Below are 16,958 nucleotides of genomic sequence, written 5' to 3'. Positions count from 1 at the left end.
GGTCTTCCCATCAGCCAAGACACGGCGGGGCCATCGGCCCGGGGGAGGCACCACCATGAACGAGAAGAAGATCGCACGCGGCCCGAAGAACCGGCTGCGCCTGGCCGTGATGGTCCTGGCCGCCGCCGGATTCGTGGCCGGCGCGGTGGCCATCGGCTCGCCGGCGCAGGCGTGGCCGGGCGGCACCGGCTGCTGTATCGGCCAGCCGAACTGACCCGTTGCGAGGTCCGTCACTGTCGCCGGCCGTCCAACGGCGACAGTGATGGACATCGACGTCCGGTGAGCAATAAGCTACGCGCTGATGCCGACCTTCTGCGGACGCACCAGCCTGCTCTCACAGATCGGCGACGTCCTGTCCCGTACCCGGCAGGGCCGGGGCGAGAGCGTCTTCCTGCGCGGTGAGAGCGGCGCCGGTCGATCCCGGTTGCTCGCTGAAGTGGGGCGTCTCGCCCGTACCGACATGGTCGTGCTCCGCGGCCGGGCCAGCGGGATCACCCCGACCACACCCTTCCGGCCGCTCGCTGAGGCGCTTCTCCAGTACACCCGCTCGGCCGGGGCACACGCCGCGGACGCGCTCGGGCCGTACCGCCTGGTCCTCGGCCGGCTCATCCCGGAGTGGCGCGACCCAGCCGTCGGCCCGGAGGAACAGTCGCTCATCGTCCTCGCCGAAGGCGTCCTGCGGCTGCTCTCGCTGGCCGGCCGGGACCGCGGCTGCCTGCTGCTGCTCGACGACCTGCACGACGCCGACGCCGAGACCCTGACCATCGTCGACTACCTTGCCGACAATCTGCCCGACCAGCCGGTCACCATGGTCGCCGCGCTGCTCGACCAGGAGTGCACAGCACTCGACGTGGCCCGGTCGGCCGCCCAACGGGGGGTGGCCGACCTGCTCTGGCTGCCCCGCCTGAACAGCGACGAGCTGCGCGAATTCGTCGGCGCCCGGCTGGACTGCCCGGCCGCCCGGGTCGGTGACGACCTGTTCGAGCTGGTCTGGCAGCCCAGCGCCGGCAACCCGGCCCTCGCCGGCGAACTGCTGGACGGCCTGGTCGACACCGGTCACCTGATCAGCGGGCCGGACGGCTGGCAGCTGACCGGCCGCCCGCAGGCAGCGGTCCCCGGATCACTGTCCCGGCGGCTGGCCCGCCGCCTGGAGAACAGCCGGCCCGAGCTGCGCCGGTTGCTGCCCGCGGCCGCCGTCTTCGGCGAGCGGTTCCCGCTCGCCGCGCTGCCGGCCATGACCGGCCTCAGCGAACCCGACCTCACCACCCTGCTGCACCACGGCCTGGCCACCGAGCTGATCAAACCGATCGCCGACACCCCCGGGTGGTACGCGTTCCGCCATCCGGTCACCGCCGAGGCCCTGCTCGAGTCCCGCCCCGCCGGCCACACCGCCGACCTGGCCCGGCAGGCCGCCGACACGATCGAGAAACTGCACCCCGAACTGCCCGGCCCGCTCTGCCAGCTGGCCGCCCGGTTACGCCGGCAGGCAGGCGACCACGACGCGGCCGGCCGGCACCTGATCGAGGCCGCCTCCCGGGCCCTCGCCGACGGCGCCGCCGCCTCCGCCGTCGACCTGCTCGAACAGGCCACCGTCCGGAGCGGCGACCCGGCCCTGCGCGCCGACGCCGGCGAACGGCTGGTGCAGGCGCTGGTCGAGGCCGGGCGGATCGACCGGGCCCTGCAGATGATGCCGGAACTCGACGGGCTCGGCGGCGGCCTCAGCCGGCAGCGGCTCGCGGTCCTGCACACCCGGCTGGCCTGGGCCGCGGTCTTCGCCGCCCGCACCACCGACGGGCTGGCCCAGGTCGCCGAGGCCCGCCGGCAGCTCGGCGGCGAGGCCACCCCGGCCGAGACCGCGGCCATCGACGTGGTCGCCGCCCACCTGATCATCGAGCTGCCCGGCCCGGAACAGGTCGGCAAAGCCGAACGGCTGGCCCGGCAGGCGGCCGCCGTCGCCGAACGCCACGACCTGCCGGTGGTGGCCTGCCAGGCCTGGCAGCTGCTCGGCATGCTGGTCCGCCAGCGCAGCACCGACGAGGCGACCGCCTGCCTGGAACACTCCCGGGAACTGGCGGTACGGCACGGGCTGCGACTGTGGGAGGTGCACGCGCTGGTCCGGCTCGGCAACGACGACGCCGCCCGGGACGGCAGCCTGCGCCGGCTGCGCCAGGTCCGCCGGGACGCCTGGTCGATCGGCGCGGTCACCGCCGCCCACCAGGCTGAGGCGAGCATCGCGCTCCAGGTCGCCCTCCAGGGCGGATACGCCGAAGCCGAGGAGATCGTCGCGCAGACCCTGCCGGCCACCACCCGGCTGGAGATGGTCGAGACCGCCGGGCACCTGTGGCAGACCAGCGCCATCGTCGCCGCCCACCAGGGGCAGCGCCGGGAGATGGAGAACCGGCTGGCCGAGCTGCGCCGCTACCGGGCCGACGCGCCGGTCGACGCCAAGGTGTTCGGCCTGGCCCGGGTGTTCTGCTCGCTGCTCGAGGAGGACCGGCCCCGCGCCGCCGCCGAGATGAGCGACGCGCTGCTGGCCGACGGCGGCAACCCGGCGCTGTCCCCGATCAACGGCCGGGCCGGGCTCGACCTGCTGCTCCGGGCGGTCGCCGGTGACCTCGACGATCCGGCCGCCCTGGACGACGGCTCGGACGGGGTGCGGCGGCTGCGCTGGAACCGGCAGTTCGCCGAGATGGCCCGCGCCGTGCTGCTCGGCCGGTCCGGTGATCCGGCCGGCGCGACGGTCGCGGCGGAGAGTTCCATCCACGCCGCCGAACCGTATCCGCTCGCCGGGCATCTCACGCTGCGGCTCGCGTCGGAGGCGGCGCTGACCGACGGCTGGGGTGATCCGGTCAGCTGGCTGCGCCGGGCCGAGGAGCACTTCCACGAGGCCGAACACACCGTGGTGGCCCGGGCCTGCCGGTCGCTGCTGCGGCAGGCCGGGGTCACGGTCGGCCAGCGGCGCGACGGGGTGGACAACATTCCGGCGGCGCTGCGGGCCCGGGGCGTCACGGTCCGCGAGTACGAGGTGCTCGACCTGATCGCGGCGCGCCTCGGCAACCAGGAGATCGCCAGCCGCCTGCACCTGTCCCCACGAACCGTCGAAAAGCACGTGGCACGGCTGATGGCGAAGACCGACCGCCCGGACCGGGCCGCGTTACGAGACCTGGCCCGCACCCTCCGCGGGTAGAATCTGGTCTGTCTAGACAGAGGCTGGAGGTCGGCATGCATTGGCAGGTGCAAGAGGCTAAGCAGCGGTTCAGTGAGGTGCTCCGCGGGGCTGAGGCGGGTGAGCCGCAGATCGTCACCAAGCACGGTGAAGAGGTGGCGGTCGTCATCGACATCGCGGAGTACCGACGGCTTCGTGGCGAGCAGGTCAGCCTCATGGAGTACCTGCGTGCCGACCCCATCGACGACATGGACCTCGACGCCGAGATCGACCGGCCACGGGAGCAGCCCCGCGACATCGACCTGGCCGGTTGACCTTGGCGTTCCTGCTCGACACGAATGTGGTCTCCGAACTCCGCAAGAAGAACCCGCACTCGCGGGTCGCGGAGTGGCACGCCGATCACTCCCAGGCCGTCGTCTACCTCAGCACCCTGGTGGTGGGTGAGGTCCGGCGCGGCATCGACAGGCTCCGGCCGCGCGATCCGGGTCAGGCGGACATCCTGGAGAGTTGGCTGACCGGGCTGACGGCCACCTACCAGGGACGCCTGCTGCCGGTCACGGCCCCGATCGCCGAGGAATGGGGCCGGATGAGTGCCATGACGCCGGCACCACCGATCATCGACGGCCTGATGGCCGCCACGGCACGTGTCCACGACCTGACTCTCGTCACCCGCAACATCGCCGACGTGGCGCACACCGGTGTTCGGCTGATCAACCCGTTCGACTGAGCCGGGATCACCAGCCGCGGGCGCGCCACTCGGTGAGGGACGGGCGCTCGGCGCCGAGTGTCGAGTCCTTGCCGTGGCCCGGGTAGAACCACGTCCCGTCGCCGAACCGGCCGAACACCTTGGCCTCCAGATCGTCCATGATCTGCGCGTGGTCCTCGAGGTTGGTGGTCCGCCCGTGCCCGCCCGGGAACAGGCTGTCGCCGGTGAACAGGTGCTCACCCCGGTACGACAGCACGATCGAACCCGGCGTGTGCCCGGCCACGTGGATCACGTCGAGCACGTGCCCGCCGACCTCGACGGTGTCGCCGTCACGCAGCGACCTGGTCACGACCGGGATCTCCGCCGCGTCGTCGGTGTGGGCCAGTGACGACGCCCCGGTGACCTTCACCACCTCGGCCAGCGCCTGCCAGTGGTCGCCGTGCCGGTGGGTGGTCACCACCGTGTGCAGCCCGGCCGGGCCGATCAGGTCGAGCAGGGTGCCGGCGTCGTTCGCGGCGTCCACCAGGAGCTGTTCGCCACCCGCGCTGAGCAGGTAGGCGTTGTTGTCCATCGGGCCGACCGACACCTTGGTCAGGGTCAGGCCGCCACCCAGATCGCGAACCGCCGGCTCGCCGCCACGGACGACGTCACCTGTGTAGTCAGTGCTCACCCCGCCGACCCTATCCGGGCGCGGCGGAAATCGCTTTCGCGCGTGGTGACCACGGTCGTACCGTCGGTGCCAGACGCGACGATCAACCCGCGGAGGAGGTGAGGACCGTGCCGTTCACCGTTTGCCGCGTCCCTTCACCCGGGGGCTCCGCCCTCTCGAGACCGTAAAGGGTTCCCATGTCGTACCACCTGTCCCAGCTCGGCTGGGACGAACACTTCGCCTCCCTGTACCGCCGTTTCGACCGCGCCGACGCGTCGCCGGGGCGGGTGTTGCGCACCGACCGGGGCGTCTGCACCGTGCTCACCACCGACGGCGTGACCCGGGCCACGCTGGGTGGTTCGGTCCTGATCGACATCGCCCGCGATCCCGCTCTGATGCCGTGTTCCGGTGACTGGGTGGTGCTACGGCGGTGGCCGGATCGGCGTACCACCCTCGAACTGGTTCTTCCCAGACGGACCACCCTGATCCGCCGCACCGCCGACAAGGACGCCTCGGGCCAGGTGCTGGCGGCCAACATGAACACGGTCGCCGTCGTCGAGCCGATCCATCCGGAGCCGGACGACGCCCGGGTCGAGCGTCTGCTCGCCCTGGCCTGGGAGTCGGGCGCCGATCCGCTGCTGGTTCTGACGAAGTCGGACACCACCCGTGACCCGTCGGCGATCGCCCGGCAGATCGCCGGACTCGCGCCGGGGGTTCCGGTGCTGCCGGTGAGCGTCCAGCGTGGCGCCGGGCTCGCCGAGCTGCGCGCCCATGTCGGCCCGGGTCGCACGCTGGCCCTGCTGGGCCGGTCCGGCGCGGGCAAGTCGACTCTCGCGAACGCGCTGGCCGGCGCCACGGTGATGCCGGTGCAGGCGATCCGGGACGCCGACGGCAAAGGCCGGCACACCACGGCGTACCGAAATCTGGTCGTGCTGCCGGACGGCGGCGCGGTGATCGACACGCCTGGCATCCGGGGGGTCGGTCTGCTGGACACCGAAGGTGGCCTGGAACGTGCCTTCGCCGATGTGATCGACCTGGCCGGCCACTGCCGCTTCGACGACTGCCGCCACGAGACCGAACCGGGTTGCGCGGTGCAGTCCGCCCTGGCCGACGGTTCGCTCCCGCCGCGGCGCCTGGCCAGCTGGCGCAAACTCCGCCGCGAGGTCGAGGTGGAGAGCGGCAGGCGATCCGCGAGGCTGGCCCGTCCTCGCCGGATCCCCGCGCCGCCGAGTCCGCGTCGTTTATAAACCCCGATTCGGTACGGCTACGCAGAGTTCCGTGGCTGTCCGGGCGCAGGTGGCTGCCTGCTCCCGGCGGCCAGGCGGCCGCCGGGCTGTTGCGTGGCCGGTCCGGCCGGCGACCACCGCTGTCTCAGCGCCCGTGCGGCAGCGGTGGTCGCCGGTTGTTCACGGGAGCGGAACCCGGCGGCGATGTGAGTGGCGAGCGTCGTTCTGGCAGAATGCGCCCGGTGCGTGCGGCGGATGAGATGACCGACAGTCAGGCGGCCGAGATCGCGGAGGACGTCGAGGAGACGACTCCGGAGACTCCCAGGAAACGGTGGCTGTGGGCCGAGACCGGCCTGTTGCTGGGCTTCCTCGCCATGGGCGTGCTCGTGATGATCAAGCTGTGGATGGACCCGAACGGCCGGGTGCTCCAGGGCAACGACTCCGACCACGGCATCTTCCTGTTCATGCTGGCGCACGCGGAGCGGGTGGTCTTCGACGGCGGGCCGCTGTTCTTCGAGGACCGGTTCAACGTCCCGTACGGCGTGAACATGATGGCGAACACGTCGATCCTGGCGCTGTCGCTGCCCCTGGCGCCGGTCACGCATTTCTTCGGCGGCGGCGTGACGGTCGTGCTGCTGATGACGCTCGGCCTGGCCGGGACCGCCGCGGCCTGGTACTGGGTGCTGTCGCGGCCGCTGGGCCGCAGCCGGGTCGCCGCCGCGATCGGCGCCGCCTTCGCCGGTCTCGGCCCGGCCATGGTGTCGCACGCGAACGGCCACGTGAACTTCGTCAACAACTACCTGCTGCCGTTCATCGTGTGGCAGGTGCTGCGGCTGCGTGAGCCGGGCCGGGCCTGGCGCAGCGGGGTGATCCTCGGCCTGCTGATCGTCGTGCAGATCTTCATCAACGAGGAGGCGCTGCTCTTCGTGGCGCTGACGCTCGGCATCTTCGCGGTCAGCTACGCGATCATGGAACGGGCCGAGGCGAAGCGGGTGTGGAAGCGGTTCGTCGGCGGGCTCGCGGTGGCCGCGCTCACCTCGGGCGTGCTGGCCGCGTACCCGCTGTGGCGCCAGTTCTTCGGCAAGGGCACCTACCACGGGCAGCCGTTCGACCCGTCCAAGTACGTCATGGACCTGGTGTCGCCGGGCGCCTTCGCCCGGAACTCGCTGTTCGGCATCGGCGCGATCACCCGCCGGCTGAGTGTGAGCGCGACCGAGGACAACACGTTCTGGGGCCCGTTCGGCCTCGTGATGATCATCGTGTCGATCGTGATCCTGTGGCGGAACTCGGCGATGCGGGCCACCGCGATCGCCGGCATGGTGCTGCTGGTGATGTCGTTCGGCCCCAAGCTCCAGGTGGCCGGGTTCCGGACCGACGTGCCGCTGCCGTTCGCGCTGATCAAGCACGTCCCGGTGATCGACCTGGTGAGCGTCAGCCGGTTCGCGATGGTGCCGTCGATGGTCGCCGGCGTGCTGCTGGCCTTCGCCTACGACCGGATCCGGGAGTACCCGGAGAAGACCCGCCGGCGGTTCAGGATCGGCCTGGTGCTGGCCCTGGTGCCGCTGATCCCACGGCCGCTGCCGGTGTTCGAGGGCACGCCGATGCCCGAGTTCATCACCGCCGGCCTCTACAAGCAGTACGTGCCGGAGGGCCGCACCCTGATCACCGTCCCGATGCCGGAGGTCACCACCGGCCGGACCGGGCAGCGCTGGGCCAACCTCAACAACCTGGATTACGCCACGCCACGTGGGTACTTCATGGGCCCGGCCGAGCCGCCGCACAACAACACCGGCTCGTGGTCGGCGCCGTCCCGCTACACCTCGTGGATGTTCAAGAACGTCGGCCGGACGGGCGAGGTGCCGCAGATCACCCCGTGGCGCCGGGAGCAGGTCGACGCCGACATGAAGTACTGGAAGGCCGCCGTCCTGGTGCTGGTGCCGGACGAGAAGCACAGCGCCGCGCTGCGAACCCTTCTGGTCGAGCTGTACGGGCAGCCGGAGCTGGTGGGCGGCGCCGAGATCTGGAGAGTTAACTCGTAGGAGTGAGCGGGCCGGTGCGGGAAATTGTCATACCCCGTGGCTAGAGTGTCTGCTCGACTCATACACCTGTACGGGTGTGATCCTGAAAAGCGGAAAGGCTGGCCGTGGCCGACCGACTGACAATCCGTGGCGCTCGCGAGCACAACCTGCGTGACGTCAATCTCGACCTGCCCCGTGACGCCATGATCGTCTTCACCGGGCTCTCCGGTTCGGGCAAGTCCAGCCTCGCCTTCGACACGATCTTCGCCGAGGGGCAGCGGCGCTACGTGGAGTCGCTGTCCTCGTATGCGCGGCAGTTCCTCGGCCAGATGGACAAGCCCGACGTCGACTTCATCGAGGGCCTGTCCCCGGCGGTGTCGATCGACCAGAAGTCGACGAACCGCAACCCGCGCTCGACCGTCGGCACGATCACCGAGGTGTATGACTACCTGCGCCTCCTCTTCGCCCGGACCGGCATCCCGCACTGCCCGGTCTGCAAGGAGCGGATCAGCAAGCAGACCCCGCAGCAGATCGTCGACCGGGTGCTGGCCATGGAGGAGGGCACCCGTTTCATGGTGCTGGCCCCGGTGATCCGCGGCCGCAAGGGGGAGTATGTCGATCTCTTCGCCGAGCTGCAGGCCAAGGGTTACGCGCGGGCCCGGGTCAACGGCGTGGTGCACCCGCTCACCGAGCCGCCGAAGCTGAAGAAGCAGGAGAAGCACACCATCGAGGTGGTGATCGACCGCCTCAGCGTGAAGGCCTCGTCGAAGCAGCGCCTGACCGACTCGGTCGAGGCCGCGCTCGGGCTGGCCGGCGGCATCGTCCTGCTCGACTTCGTCGACCTGCCGGAGGACGACCCGGAGCGGGAGCGCCGCTTCTCCGAGCACCTGGCCTGCCCCAACGACCACCCCCTGGCGATCGAGGACCTGGAGCCCCGGGTCTTCTCCTTCAACGCGCCGTACGGCGCGTGTCCCGAGTGCTCCGGCCTCGGCACGAAGAAGGAGGTCGACCCGGAGCTGCTCATCCCCGACGAGGAGAAGAGCCTGCGGGAGGGCGCGATCCAGCCGTGGGCCGGCGGCACCACCCAGGAGTACTTCCTGCGCCTGCTGGAGGCCTTGGCCAGCGCCGAGGGCTTCACCCTGGACCAGCCGTGGCGGTCGCTGCCGACCCGCGCCCAGAAACTGATCATGTTCGGCGCCGAGGACCAGGTCCACGTGCGCTACCGGAACAAGTACGGCCGGGAGCGCTCGTACTACACCGGTTTCGAGGGCGTGGTGCAGTGGATCGAGCGGCGGCACACCGACACCGAGAGCGACTGGTCGCGCGAGAAGTACGAGGGGTACATGCGCGACGTGCCCTGCTCGGTCTGTGGCGGCGCCCGGCTCAAGCCCGAGGTGCTCGCGGTCACGCTGGCCGGCAAGAACATCGCCGAGATCTGCAACCTGTCCGTCGGTGACTGCGCCGATCTGCTCGCCTCGTTCGAACTCGACGAGCGGCAGAAGATGATCGCCGAGCGGGTGCTCAAGGAGATCAACGCCCGGCTGCGCTTCCTGGTCGACGTCGGGCTGGACTACCTCTCCCTGGACCGTGGCGCCGGCACCCTGTCCGGCGGCGAGGCGCAGCGCATCCGGCTCGCCACCCAGATCGGCTCGGGCCTGGCCGGCGTGCTCTACGTGCTGGACGAGCCGTCGATCGGCCTGCACCAGCGGGACAACCACCGGCTGATCGAGACCCTGAAACGGCTGCGCGACCTGGGCAACACGCTGATCGTGGTGGAGCACGACGAGGACACCATCCGGACCGCGGACTGGGTCGTCGACATCGGCCCCGGCGCCGGCGAGCACGGTGGCCACATCGTGCACAGCGGCTCGGTGGAGGGTCTGCTGGCGAACGAGGAGTCCCCGACCGGCTCCTACCTGTCCGGCCGGAAGTCGATCCCGCTGCCGGCCACCCGCCGCCCGCAGACCGCCGGCCGCGAGGTGGTGGTGCACGGCGCCCGCGAGCACAACCTGCGCAACCTGACCGTGCCGTTCCCGCTGGGCCAGTTCATCGCGGTCACCGGAGTCTCCGGTTCGGGCAAGTCGACACTGGTCAACGACATCCTGCACACGGTGATGGCGAACCAGATCAACGGCGCCCGGCAGGTGCCCGGCCGGCACACCCGGGTGACCGGGCTGGAGCACGTGGACAAGGTCGTCGGGGTGGACCAGTCGCCGATCGGGCGTACCCCGCGGTCCAACCCGGCCACCTACACGGGTGTCTTCGACCACATCCGCAAGCTGTTCGCCGAGACGACCGAGGCCAAGGTCCGGGGCTATGGTCCGGGCCGGTTCTCGTTCAACGTCAAGGGCGGCCGCTGCGAGAACTGCTCGGGCGACGGCACCATCAAGATCGAGATGAACTTCCTGCCGGACGTCTATGTCCCGTGCGAGGTGTGCAAGGGGGCCCGGTACAACCGGGAGACCCTGGAGGTGCACTACAAGGGCAAGACCATCTCGGAGATCCTGAACATGCCGATCGAGGAGGCCGCCGACTTCTTCTCGGCCCTGCCGTCGATCCACCGGCACCTGCGCACCCTGGTCGAGGTCGGCCTCGGCTACGTGCGGCTGGGCCAGCCCGCGACGACCCTGTCCGGTGGTGAGGCGCAGCGGGTCAAGCTCGCCTCCGAGCTCCAGAAACGCTCGACCGGGCGGACCGTCTACGTGCTCGACGAGCCGACCACCGGCCTGCACTTCGAAGACATCCGCAAGCTTCTGCTGGTGCTGAACGGCCTGGTCGACAAGGGCAACACGGTGATCACGATCGAGCACAACCTCGACGTGATCAAGTCGGCCGACTGGCTGATCGACATGGGCCCGGAGGGCGGCAGCAAGGGCGGCCTGGTGCTGGCCACCGGCCGGCCCGAGGAGCTGGCCGAGGTGGCCGAGAGCCACACCGGCCAGTTCCTGCGGCACATGCTGGGCCTGTCCGGGGCGGGCGGCGGGTCGAAGGACGCGGTCGGCCGGGCCGCGAAGGCCAACGGAACCCGGGTCACCAGGTCGCGTGCCAAGGCCCCGGCCTGATTTAGAAGATTCTTAGACGACTCTCAGCAACGGCACCCGGTTGGTCTCCTAAGGTCAGCCGGGTGTCCCGCTGTTCGGCGCACTCCGGCAAATGGGTCGGCCGAACACGGAGGAAGCGGGAGAAACCTCGCTCGGCATGTTTGAACTGATCGTGGGCCCCGATCCGTATTCCGGAGCGACTCCGCGTGACATTGGCGGCAGAAGACAGGTAGTGGAGGGCGACAAAGATGACTGACGTGCAGCCGAGGACCGACGCCGAGATCCAGCAGGACCGTACGGGCTCCACCTCGACACGACGCGTCGTCCTGATGGGCGCCGGCGGCATCGGCGTGGCTGCCGCCCTGGCGGCCTGCGGCACGGACTCCAGCGGCACCAACCCGAACGGCACCGACTTCAACAAGGACCCGGTCCCGGCCGGCAGCAAGGGCACCGAGGGTGGCAGCACCGGGGGCGGCAGCAACGCCGCCGGCGGCACCGTCCTGGTCGCCGCGTCCGAGGTGGCGGTGGGCGGCGGGGTGATCCTCGACGACCTGGTCGTCACGCAGCCCGAGGAGGGCACCTTCAAGGCGTTCAGCAAGATCTGCACGCACCAGGGCTGCCCGGTCAGCAAGATCGAGGGCGGCCAGATCAAGTGCCTGTGCCACGCCAGTGACTTCGACATCGCGACCGGTGCGGTGACCAAGGGCCCGGCGAAGGCCGCGCTCGCCGAGACCGCGGTGACGCTGGACGGCGACAACATCGTCACCGCCTGATCGGACCGCAGGCCCGGGCCGTGGCGGCGGCACCGGGCCTGCGGCCGGGCAATTCTGTCAGTCCCACACACTAGTGTTGGGGTTGTGCCAGACCCGTCCACCTATCGTCCGGCTCCCGGTACCATCCCCGATGCCCCGGGCGTCTACCGCTTCCGTGACCCGGCCGGCCGGGTGATCTATGTCGGCAAGGCGAAAAGCCTGCGTAACCGGCTCAACTCCTACTTCGCCGACGTCTGGTCGCTGCACGCGCGCACCCAGCAGATGGTCACCACAGCCGGCAGTGTGGACTGGGTCACAGTCGGCACCGAGGTCGAGGCGCTCCAGCTGGAGTTCTCCTGGATCAAGGAGTTCGACCCCCGCTTCAACGTGAAATACCGCGACGACAAGTCGTATCCGTTCCTCGCCGTCACCCTCGACGAGGACTTCCCCCGGCTCCAGGTGATGCGCGGCGCCAAGCGCAAGGGCGTCCGCTACTTCGGCCCCTACTCGCACGCCTGGGCCATCCGCGAGACCCTCGACCTGCTGCTGCGGGTCTTCCCGGCGCGCACCTGCTCGGCCGGCGTCTTCAAGCGGGCCCACCAGATCGGACGGCCCTGCCTGCTCGGTGACATCGGCAAGTGCTCGGCCCCGTGCGTCGGCCGGGTCAGCCAGGAGGAGCACCGCGAGATCGTCGACGACTTCTGCGACTTCATGGCCGGGCGCACCGACCAGTTCCTCAAGCGGGTCGAGCGGGAGATGCTCCAGGCCTCCGAGGAGCTGGAGTTCGAGCTCGCCGCCCGGCTCCGCGACGACCTGATGGCCCTGCGCCGGGCTCTGGAGAAACAGACCGTCGTGCTCGGCGACGGCACCGACGCCGACATCGTGGCCTTCGCCGAGGACCCGCTGGAAGCGGCCGTCCAGGTGTTCCACGTGCGTGGCGGCCGGGTCCGTGGCCAGCGCGGCTGGGTGGTGGAGAAAGTGGAGGAGCTGACCACCGGCGACCTGGTCCACCACTTCTGCACCCAGATGTATGGCGAGGAGCACGGCGAGAACGATGTGCCCCGCGAGCTGCTGGTGCCGGAGCTGCCCGACGACGCCGAGGCGCTGAACGACTGGCTCTCCGGGCATCGCGGCAGCCGGGTCAGCCTGCGGGTGCCGCAGCGCGGCGACAAGAAGTCGCTGATGGAGACGGTCGCGCGCAACGCCGCCGAGGTGCTCCAGCGGCACAAGCTGCGCCGGGCCGGCGACCTCACCACCCGCAGCAAGGCGCTCGAGGAGATCGCCGAGGCGCTCGGCATGGAGGGTGTGCCGCTGCGCATCGAGTGTTTCGACGTCTCGCAGATCCAGGCCACCGATGTGGTCGCCTCGATGGTGGTCTTCGAGGACGGGCTGGAGCGCAAGAGTGAGTACCGCCGCTTCATCGTCCGCGGCAACCCGGACGGCAGCGGCATGGACGATCTGTCCGCGATGAGCGAGGTGATGCGCCGGCGGTTCGCCCGCTACAAGGCGCTGGCCCAGCCGGAGGAGCCGGCCGCCGCGGATTCGGCCGCCGAGGATTCGGCCGCCGAGGAGCCGGCCGCCGCGGGGGAGCTGCCGGGCATCGATCCGCTGACCGGCAAGGCGCGCCGGTTCGCGTACCCTCCGCAGCTGATCGTGGTCGACGGCGGCCAGCCGCAGGTCAACGCGGTCGCCGCGGTCCTGGCCGAGATGGGTGTCACCGATGTGGCGCTGTGCGGTCTCGCCAAGCGGCTGGAGGAGGTGTGGCTGCCGGCCGACGACTTCCCGGTCATCCTTCCGCGCACGTCGGAGGCGCTCTACCTGCTCCAGCGGGTGCGTGACGAGGCACACCGGTTCGCCATCACCTTCCACCGGCAGCGCCGTTCGAAACGGATGACCGAGTCCGCGCTGGACGAGGTGGCCGGCCTGGGCGAGGTGCGCCGCAAGGCTCTGCTGCGCCACTTCGGCTCGCTGAAACGGCTCGCCGACGCCACGCCGGAGGAGATCGCCGAGGTTCCCGGCATCGGTCTGAAGACGGCGGAATCGGTCCTGGCCGCGCTGCGTTCACCCGAGACGGGGAAGACCGCGGGGCGGTGAGCCGTGTCGGCCTACCATGTTGTGTCCGCCGAATCAGCGCGGGCGTGATGACGCAGGAGGCGTGGTGACCGAAGCGATGCCGGATCTCGGGCCCGACGAGGTGGTGGAGCCCGACGAGGCGGGGACCGACCTGGTGGTGGTGACCGGGCTGTCCGGCGGTGGCCGCAGCACGGTGGCGCGTGCGCTGGAGAATGTCGGCTTCTACGTGGTCGACAACCTGCCGCAGGCCCTGATGCTGGAGATGGCGGAGCTGGCCTTCGCGGCCGGGGGCGCCGCCCGGCGTACCGCCATGGTCCTTGATGTGCGCAGCCGGGCCTTCTCCACCGACCTGGCCGGTGCGGTCCGCGCTCTGAAGGAGCGCGGTTTCTCGCCGCGGGTGGTGTTCGTGGACGCCGACGACGAGGTGCTGATCCGGCGCTTCGAGTCGGTGCGGCGCTCGCACCCGCTGCAGGGTGACGGGCGGCTGGCCGACGGCATCGCCGCCGAGCGCAAGCTGCTGGCCGAGGCCCGCGAGCAGTCCGACGTGATCATCGACACCAGCCACCTGAACGTGAATCAGCTGCGCCGCCGGGTCGAGGAGCTGTTCGGCGGGGAGGACTCGCGCCGGCTGCGGATCACCGTGCTCTCCTTCGGTTTCAAGTACGGCCTGCCGCCGGACGCCGACTACGTGCTGGACGCCCGTTTCCTGCCCAACCCGTTCTGGGTGCCGGAGCTGCGGGAGCACACCGGCCTGGAGGAGGGCGTGAGCAGCTACGTCCTGGGCCAGGAGGGCGCGACCGATTTCGTCGCCACCTACGCCGGCCTGATCGCGGCGACCGCCCCCGGTTTCGAGCGGGAGGGCAAGCGCTACCTGACGGTGGCGATCGGGTGCACCGGCGGCAAGCACCGCAGTGTCGCGATCGCCGAGGAGCTCACCTCGCGGCTGTCCGGTATGCGGCTGTCCGCCCACACCTCGCACCGCGACCTGGGGCGCGAGTGACGGCGATCCGGGTGGTCGCCTTCGGCGGCGGACACGGTCTGGGCGCCTCGCTGCGGGCGCTGCGGCACAGCGCGCGTGATCTCGACCTGGAGATCACCGCGATCGTCACGGTCGGCGACGACGGCGGGTCCAGCGGCCGGCTGCGGGTCGAGCGGGACGCGCTGCTGCCACCGGGCGACCTGCGGCAGGCGCTCGCCGCGCTGGCCGACGACCATCCCACCCACCGGCTCACCGCGAGCCTCATGCAGCACCGGTTCGCCGCGATGTCGATGGCGCTTCCGGAGCACGCCACCGTGGGCCGGGGCCCGCGGATCGAGCGGCGCGCCGACCGCAGCCAGGACACCCTGGCCGGGCACGCAGTCGGCAACCTGCTGCTGCTCGGCCTGATCGAGATGCTCGGCGACCCGGTGGCCGCCCTGGACCACGCCGCCGAGATGGTCGGCGCGCGGGGCCGGGTGCTGCCGATGGCCCGGCACGCGGTCGGCATAGAGGCCGACGTGGTGGCCGCCGACGGCAGCCGGGTGACCCTCTCCGGCCAGCACTCGGTGGCGGTCGCCGACGGGCGGGTGGCCTCGTTGCGGCTGGTCCCGGCCGACCCGCCGGCCTGCCCGGAGGCGATCGAGGCGGTGCGGTCGGCCGACTGGCTGATCTTCGGGCCGGGCAGCTGGTACACGAGTGTGCTGCCGCACCTGCTGGTCCCGGAGCTGGCCGCGGCGATCGTCGCGAGCCCGGCGCGCCGGCTGGTCACCCTCAATCTCAGCCCCGACCGGGAGACGGCCGGGCTGTCCACCGCAGATCATCTGGCGGCCCTGCACTGGTACCTTCCACAGCTCCGGGTCGACACGGTTCTCGCCGACGCGAAGTGGGTCGGCGAGCCGGAACCGGTCCGGGCGGCAGCTCACGATCTGGGCGCGGAACTCGTTCTGGTGCCCGTGGCCGTTGCGGACGGCAGCCCACGGCATGATCCTGAGTCATTGGGCGCCGCCCTGGTGCCAGTATTGGGCGCCACTCGTTGATTACTGACGTAGTGCGGCACACTTTGTTCAAGATCCGGCGCATGAGGTGACAACACGATGGCGATGACGGCAGCGGTCAAGGACGAGCTGAGCCGGGTCGACGTGCCCAAGCCCTGCTGCCGGCGGGCGGAGATGGCGGCGCTGCTGCGCTTCGCCGGTGGGCTGCACATCGTCTCCGGCCGGGTGGTCGTCGAGGCGGAGCTGGACACCGGCGCGGTGGCCCGGCGGCTGCGGCGGGAGATCGCCGACGTCTACGGCTACCCGAGCGAGGTGCACGTGCTGGCCTCCGGCGGGCTGCGCAAGGGCAGCCACTACATCGTCCGGATCGTCAAGGACGGCGAGGTGCTGGCCCGCCAGACCGGTCTGCTCGACGTGCGTGGCCGTCCGGTCCGCGGCCTGCCGCAGCATGTGGTGAGCGGCAACGTGTGCTGCTCGGTGGCGGCGTGGCGGGGCGCGTTCATGGCGCACGGCTCGCTGACCGAGCCGGGCCGCTCCAGCGCGCTGGAGATCACCTGCCCGGGTCCGGAGGCGGCGCTCGCGCTGCGTGGCGCGGCGCGGCGGATCGGCATCACCGCGAAGGACCGCGAGGTGCGCGGCGTCGACCGGGTGGTGATCAAGGACGGCGACGCGATCGCCGCGCTGCTCACCCGGGTCGGCGCGCATTCCAGCGTCCTGGCCTGGGAGGAGCGGAGGGTACGCCGTGAGGTGCGCGCCACCGCGAACCGGCTGGCCAACTTCGACGACGCCAACCTGCGGCGCTCGGCCCGCGCGGCGGTCGCGGCCGCGGCCCGGGTCACCCGGGCGCTGGAGATCCTCTCCGAGGACGCGCCGAACCATCTGACGTCGGCCGGCCGCCTGCGCCTGGAGCACCGGCAGGCGTCGCTGGAGGAGCTGGGCGCCCTGGCCGACCCGCCGCTGACCAAGGACGCGATCGCCGGCCGGATCCGGCGGCTGCTGGCCCTGGCCGACAAGCGGGCCCGCGACCTCGGCATCCCGGACACCGAGGCGGCCGTGACCCCGGAGATGATGGCCTGCTGACGGGTGATCCCGATCACCTCGATCGGGGGACCTTTGGACCTTATCGGCGGTGGCCACCTGGGCCAGGCTGATGACGTCGCCGGTAACGTCGCTGTGATCCGTTTAGGTAACGTTCAGGTCGCGCCCCGCTGCTCCGCGGGTGTTCGGGCTCGGATAGTGTCACGGGTGACGGCGACGGTGCCGGCAGTCCGGTCGAGCCCCCCGTCATCGCATTTTCTGGGTGCGGCGGCCGGACGCCTCGAGTCGGCCCAATGGTCGGCATGCAGACCCCTC

Annotated in this window: 13 protein-coding genes; 12 read left to right on the top strand and 1 reads right to left on the bottom strand. The window is 71.0% G+C overall.

Going from position 1 to position 16,958, the window contains the following annotated elements:
- Nucleotides 1-55: 55 nt before the first annotated feature.
- From AB0E94_RS30035 to AB0E94_RS30020, 4 genes are all read left to right on the top strand, one after another.
- A complete protein-coding gene (locus AB0E94_RS30035; protein ID WP_360332809.1) occupies nucleotides 56-214 on the top strand; it encodes a hypothetical protein in 159 nt (52 codons plus the stop codon).
- A gap of 87 nt (nucleotides 215-301) precedes the next feature.
- Entirely contained in the window at nucleotides 302-3,187 is a 2,886-nt protein-coding gene (locus tag AB0E94_RS30030; RefSeq protein ID WP_360332806.1) for an AAA family ATPase, read from the top strand.
- Between the two features lie 47 nt (nucleotides 3,188-3,234).
- Nucleotides 3,235-3,480: a type II toxin-antitoxin system Phd/YefM family antitoxin gene (locus tag AB0E94_RS30025; protein WP_360332803.1), complete on the top strand. Its 246-nt coding sequence runs from the start codon at nucleotides 3,235-3,237 to the stop codon at nucleotides 3,478-3,480.
- Nucleotides 3,477-3,893, top strand: a complete 417-nt coding sequence (locus AB0E94_RS30020) for a type II toxin-antitoxin system VapC family toxin (protein WP_360332800.1) — start codon at nucleotides 3,477-3,479, stop codon at nucleotides 3,891-3,893. The genes AB0E94_RS30025 and AB0E94_RS30020 overlap by 4 nt, the downstream gene beginning before the upstream one ends.
- A 7-nt stretch (nucleotides 3,894-3,900) precedes the next feature.
- On the opposite strand, the gene AB0E94_RS30015 is transcribed toward AB0E94_RS30020, so the two are convergent.
- Nucleotides 3,901-4,542 (bottom strand): MBL fold metallo-hydrolase, encoded by a 642-nt coding sequence (locus AB0E94_RS30015; protein ID WP_360332798.1) that lies wholly within the window; start codon nucleotides 4,540-4,542, stop codon nucleotides 3,901-3,903.
- A 176-nt stretch (nucleotides 4,543-4,718) separates the two neighbouring features.
- On the opposite strand from AB0E94_RS30015, the gene rsgA reads away from it, so the two are divergent.
- The 8 genes from rsgA (at nucleotide 4,719) to whiA (ending at nucleotide 16,685) form a co-directional block, all read left to right on the top strand.
- Complete coding sequence (gene rsgA, locus AB0E94_RS30010) at nucleotides 4,719-5,768, top strand: ribosome small subunit-dependent GTPase A (protein ID WP_360332795.1); 1,050 nt, start codon at nucleotides 4,719-4,721, stop codon at nucleotides 5,766-5,768.
- A gap of 221 nt (nucleotides 5,769-5,989) precedes the next feature.
- Entirely contained in the window at nucleotides 5,990-7,786 is a 1,797-nt protein-coding gene (locus AB0E94_RS30005) for a glycosyltransferase family 87 protein (protein WP_360332792.1), read from the top strand.
- A 104-nt stretch (nucleotides 7,787-7,890) separates the two neighbouring features.
- Nucleotides 7,891-10,827 (top strand): excinuclease ABC subunit UvrA, encoded by a 2,937-nt coding sequence (gene uvrA, locus AB0E94_RS30000; RefSeq protein WP_360332789.1) that lies wholly within the window; start codon nucleotides 7,891-7,893, stop codon nucleotides 10,825-10,827.
- Between the two features lie 227 nt (nucleotides 10,828-11,054).
- A complete protein-coding gene (locus AB0E94_RS29995; RefSeq protein WP_360332786.1) occupies nucleotides 11,055-11,579 on the top strand; it encodes a Rieske (2Fe-2S) protein in 525 nt (174 codons plus the stop codon).
- An 84-nt stretch (nucleotides 11,580-11,663) separates the two neighbouring features.
- Entirely contained in the window at nucleotides 11,664-13,652 is a 1,989-nt protein-coding gene (uvrC, locus tag AB0E94_RS29990; RefSeq protein ID WP_360332783.1) for an excinuclease ABC subunit UvrC, read from the top strand.
- A gap of 76 nt (nucleotides 13,653-13,728) precedes the next feature.
- Nucleotides 13,729-14,631 (top strand): RNase adapter RapZ, encoded by a 903-nt coding sequence (gene rapZ, locus AB0E94_RS29985; RefSeq protein ID WP_360332881.1) that lies wholly within the window; start codon nucleotides 13,729-13,731, stop codon nucleotides 14,629-14,631.
- Entirely contained in the window at nucleotides 14,628-15,647 is a 1,020-nt protein-coding gene (locus AB0E94_RS29980; protein ID WP_360332780.1) for a 2-phospho-L-lactate transferase CofD family protein, read from the top strand. The genes rapZ and AB0E94_RS29980 overlap by 4 nt, the downstream gene beginning before the upstream one ends.
- A 57-nt stretch (nucleotides 15,648-15,704) precedes the next feature.
- Entirely contained in the window at nucleotides 15,705-16,685 is a 981-nt protein-coding gene (whiA, locus tag AB0E94_RS29975) for a DNA-binding protein WhiA (protein WP_093610439.1), read from the top strand.
- Nucleotides 16,686-16,958 lie beyond the last annotated feature (273 nt).

The sequence above is a fragment of the Actinoplanes sp. NPDC026670 genome (genome assembly GCF_040638175.1).
GTDB lineage: Bacteria > Actinomycetota > Actinomycetes > Mycobacteriales > Micromonosporaceae > Actinoplanes.
The sequence above is the reverse complement of the archived record's forward strand: the minus strand, read 5'-3'. Positions and strand labels throughout refer to the sequence as shown.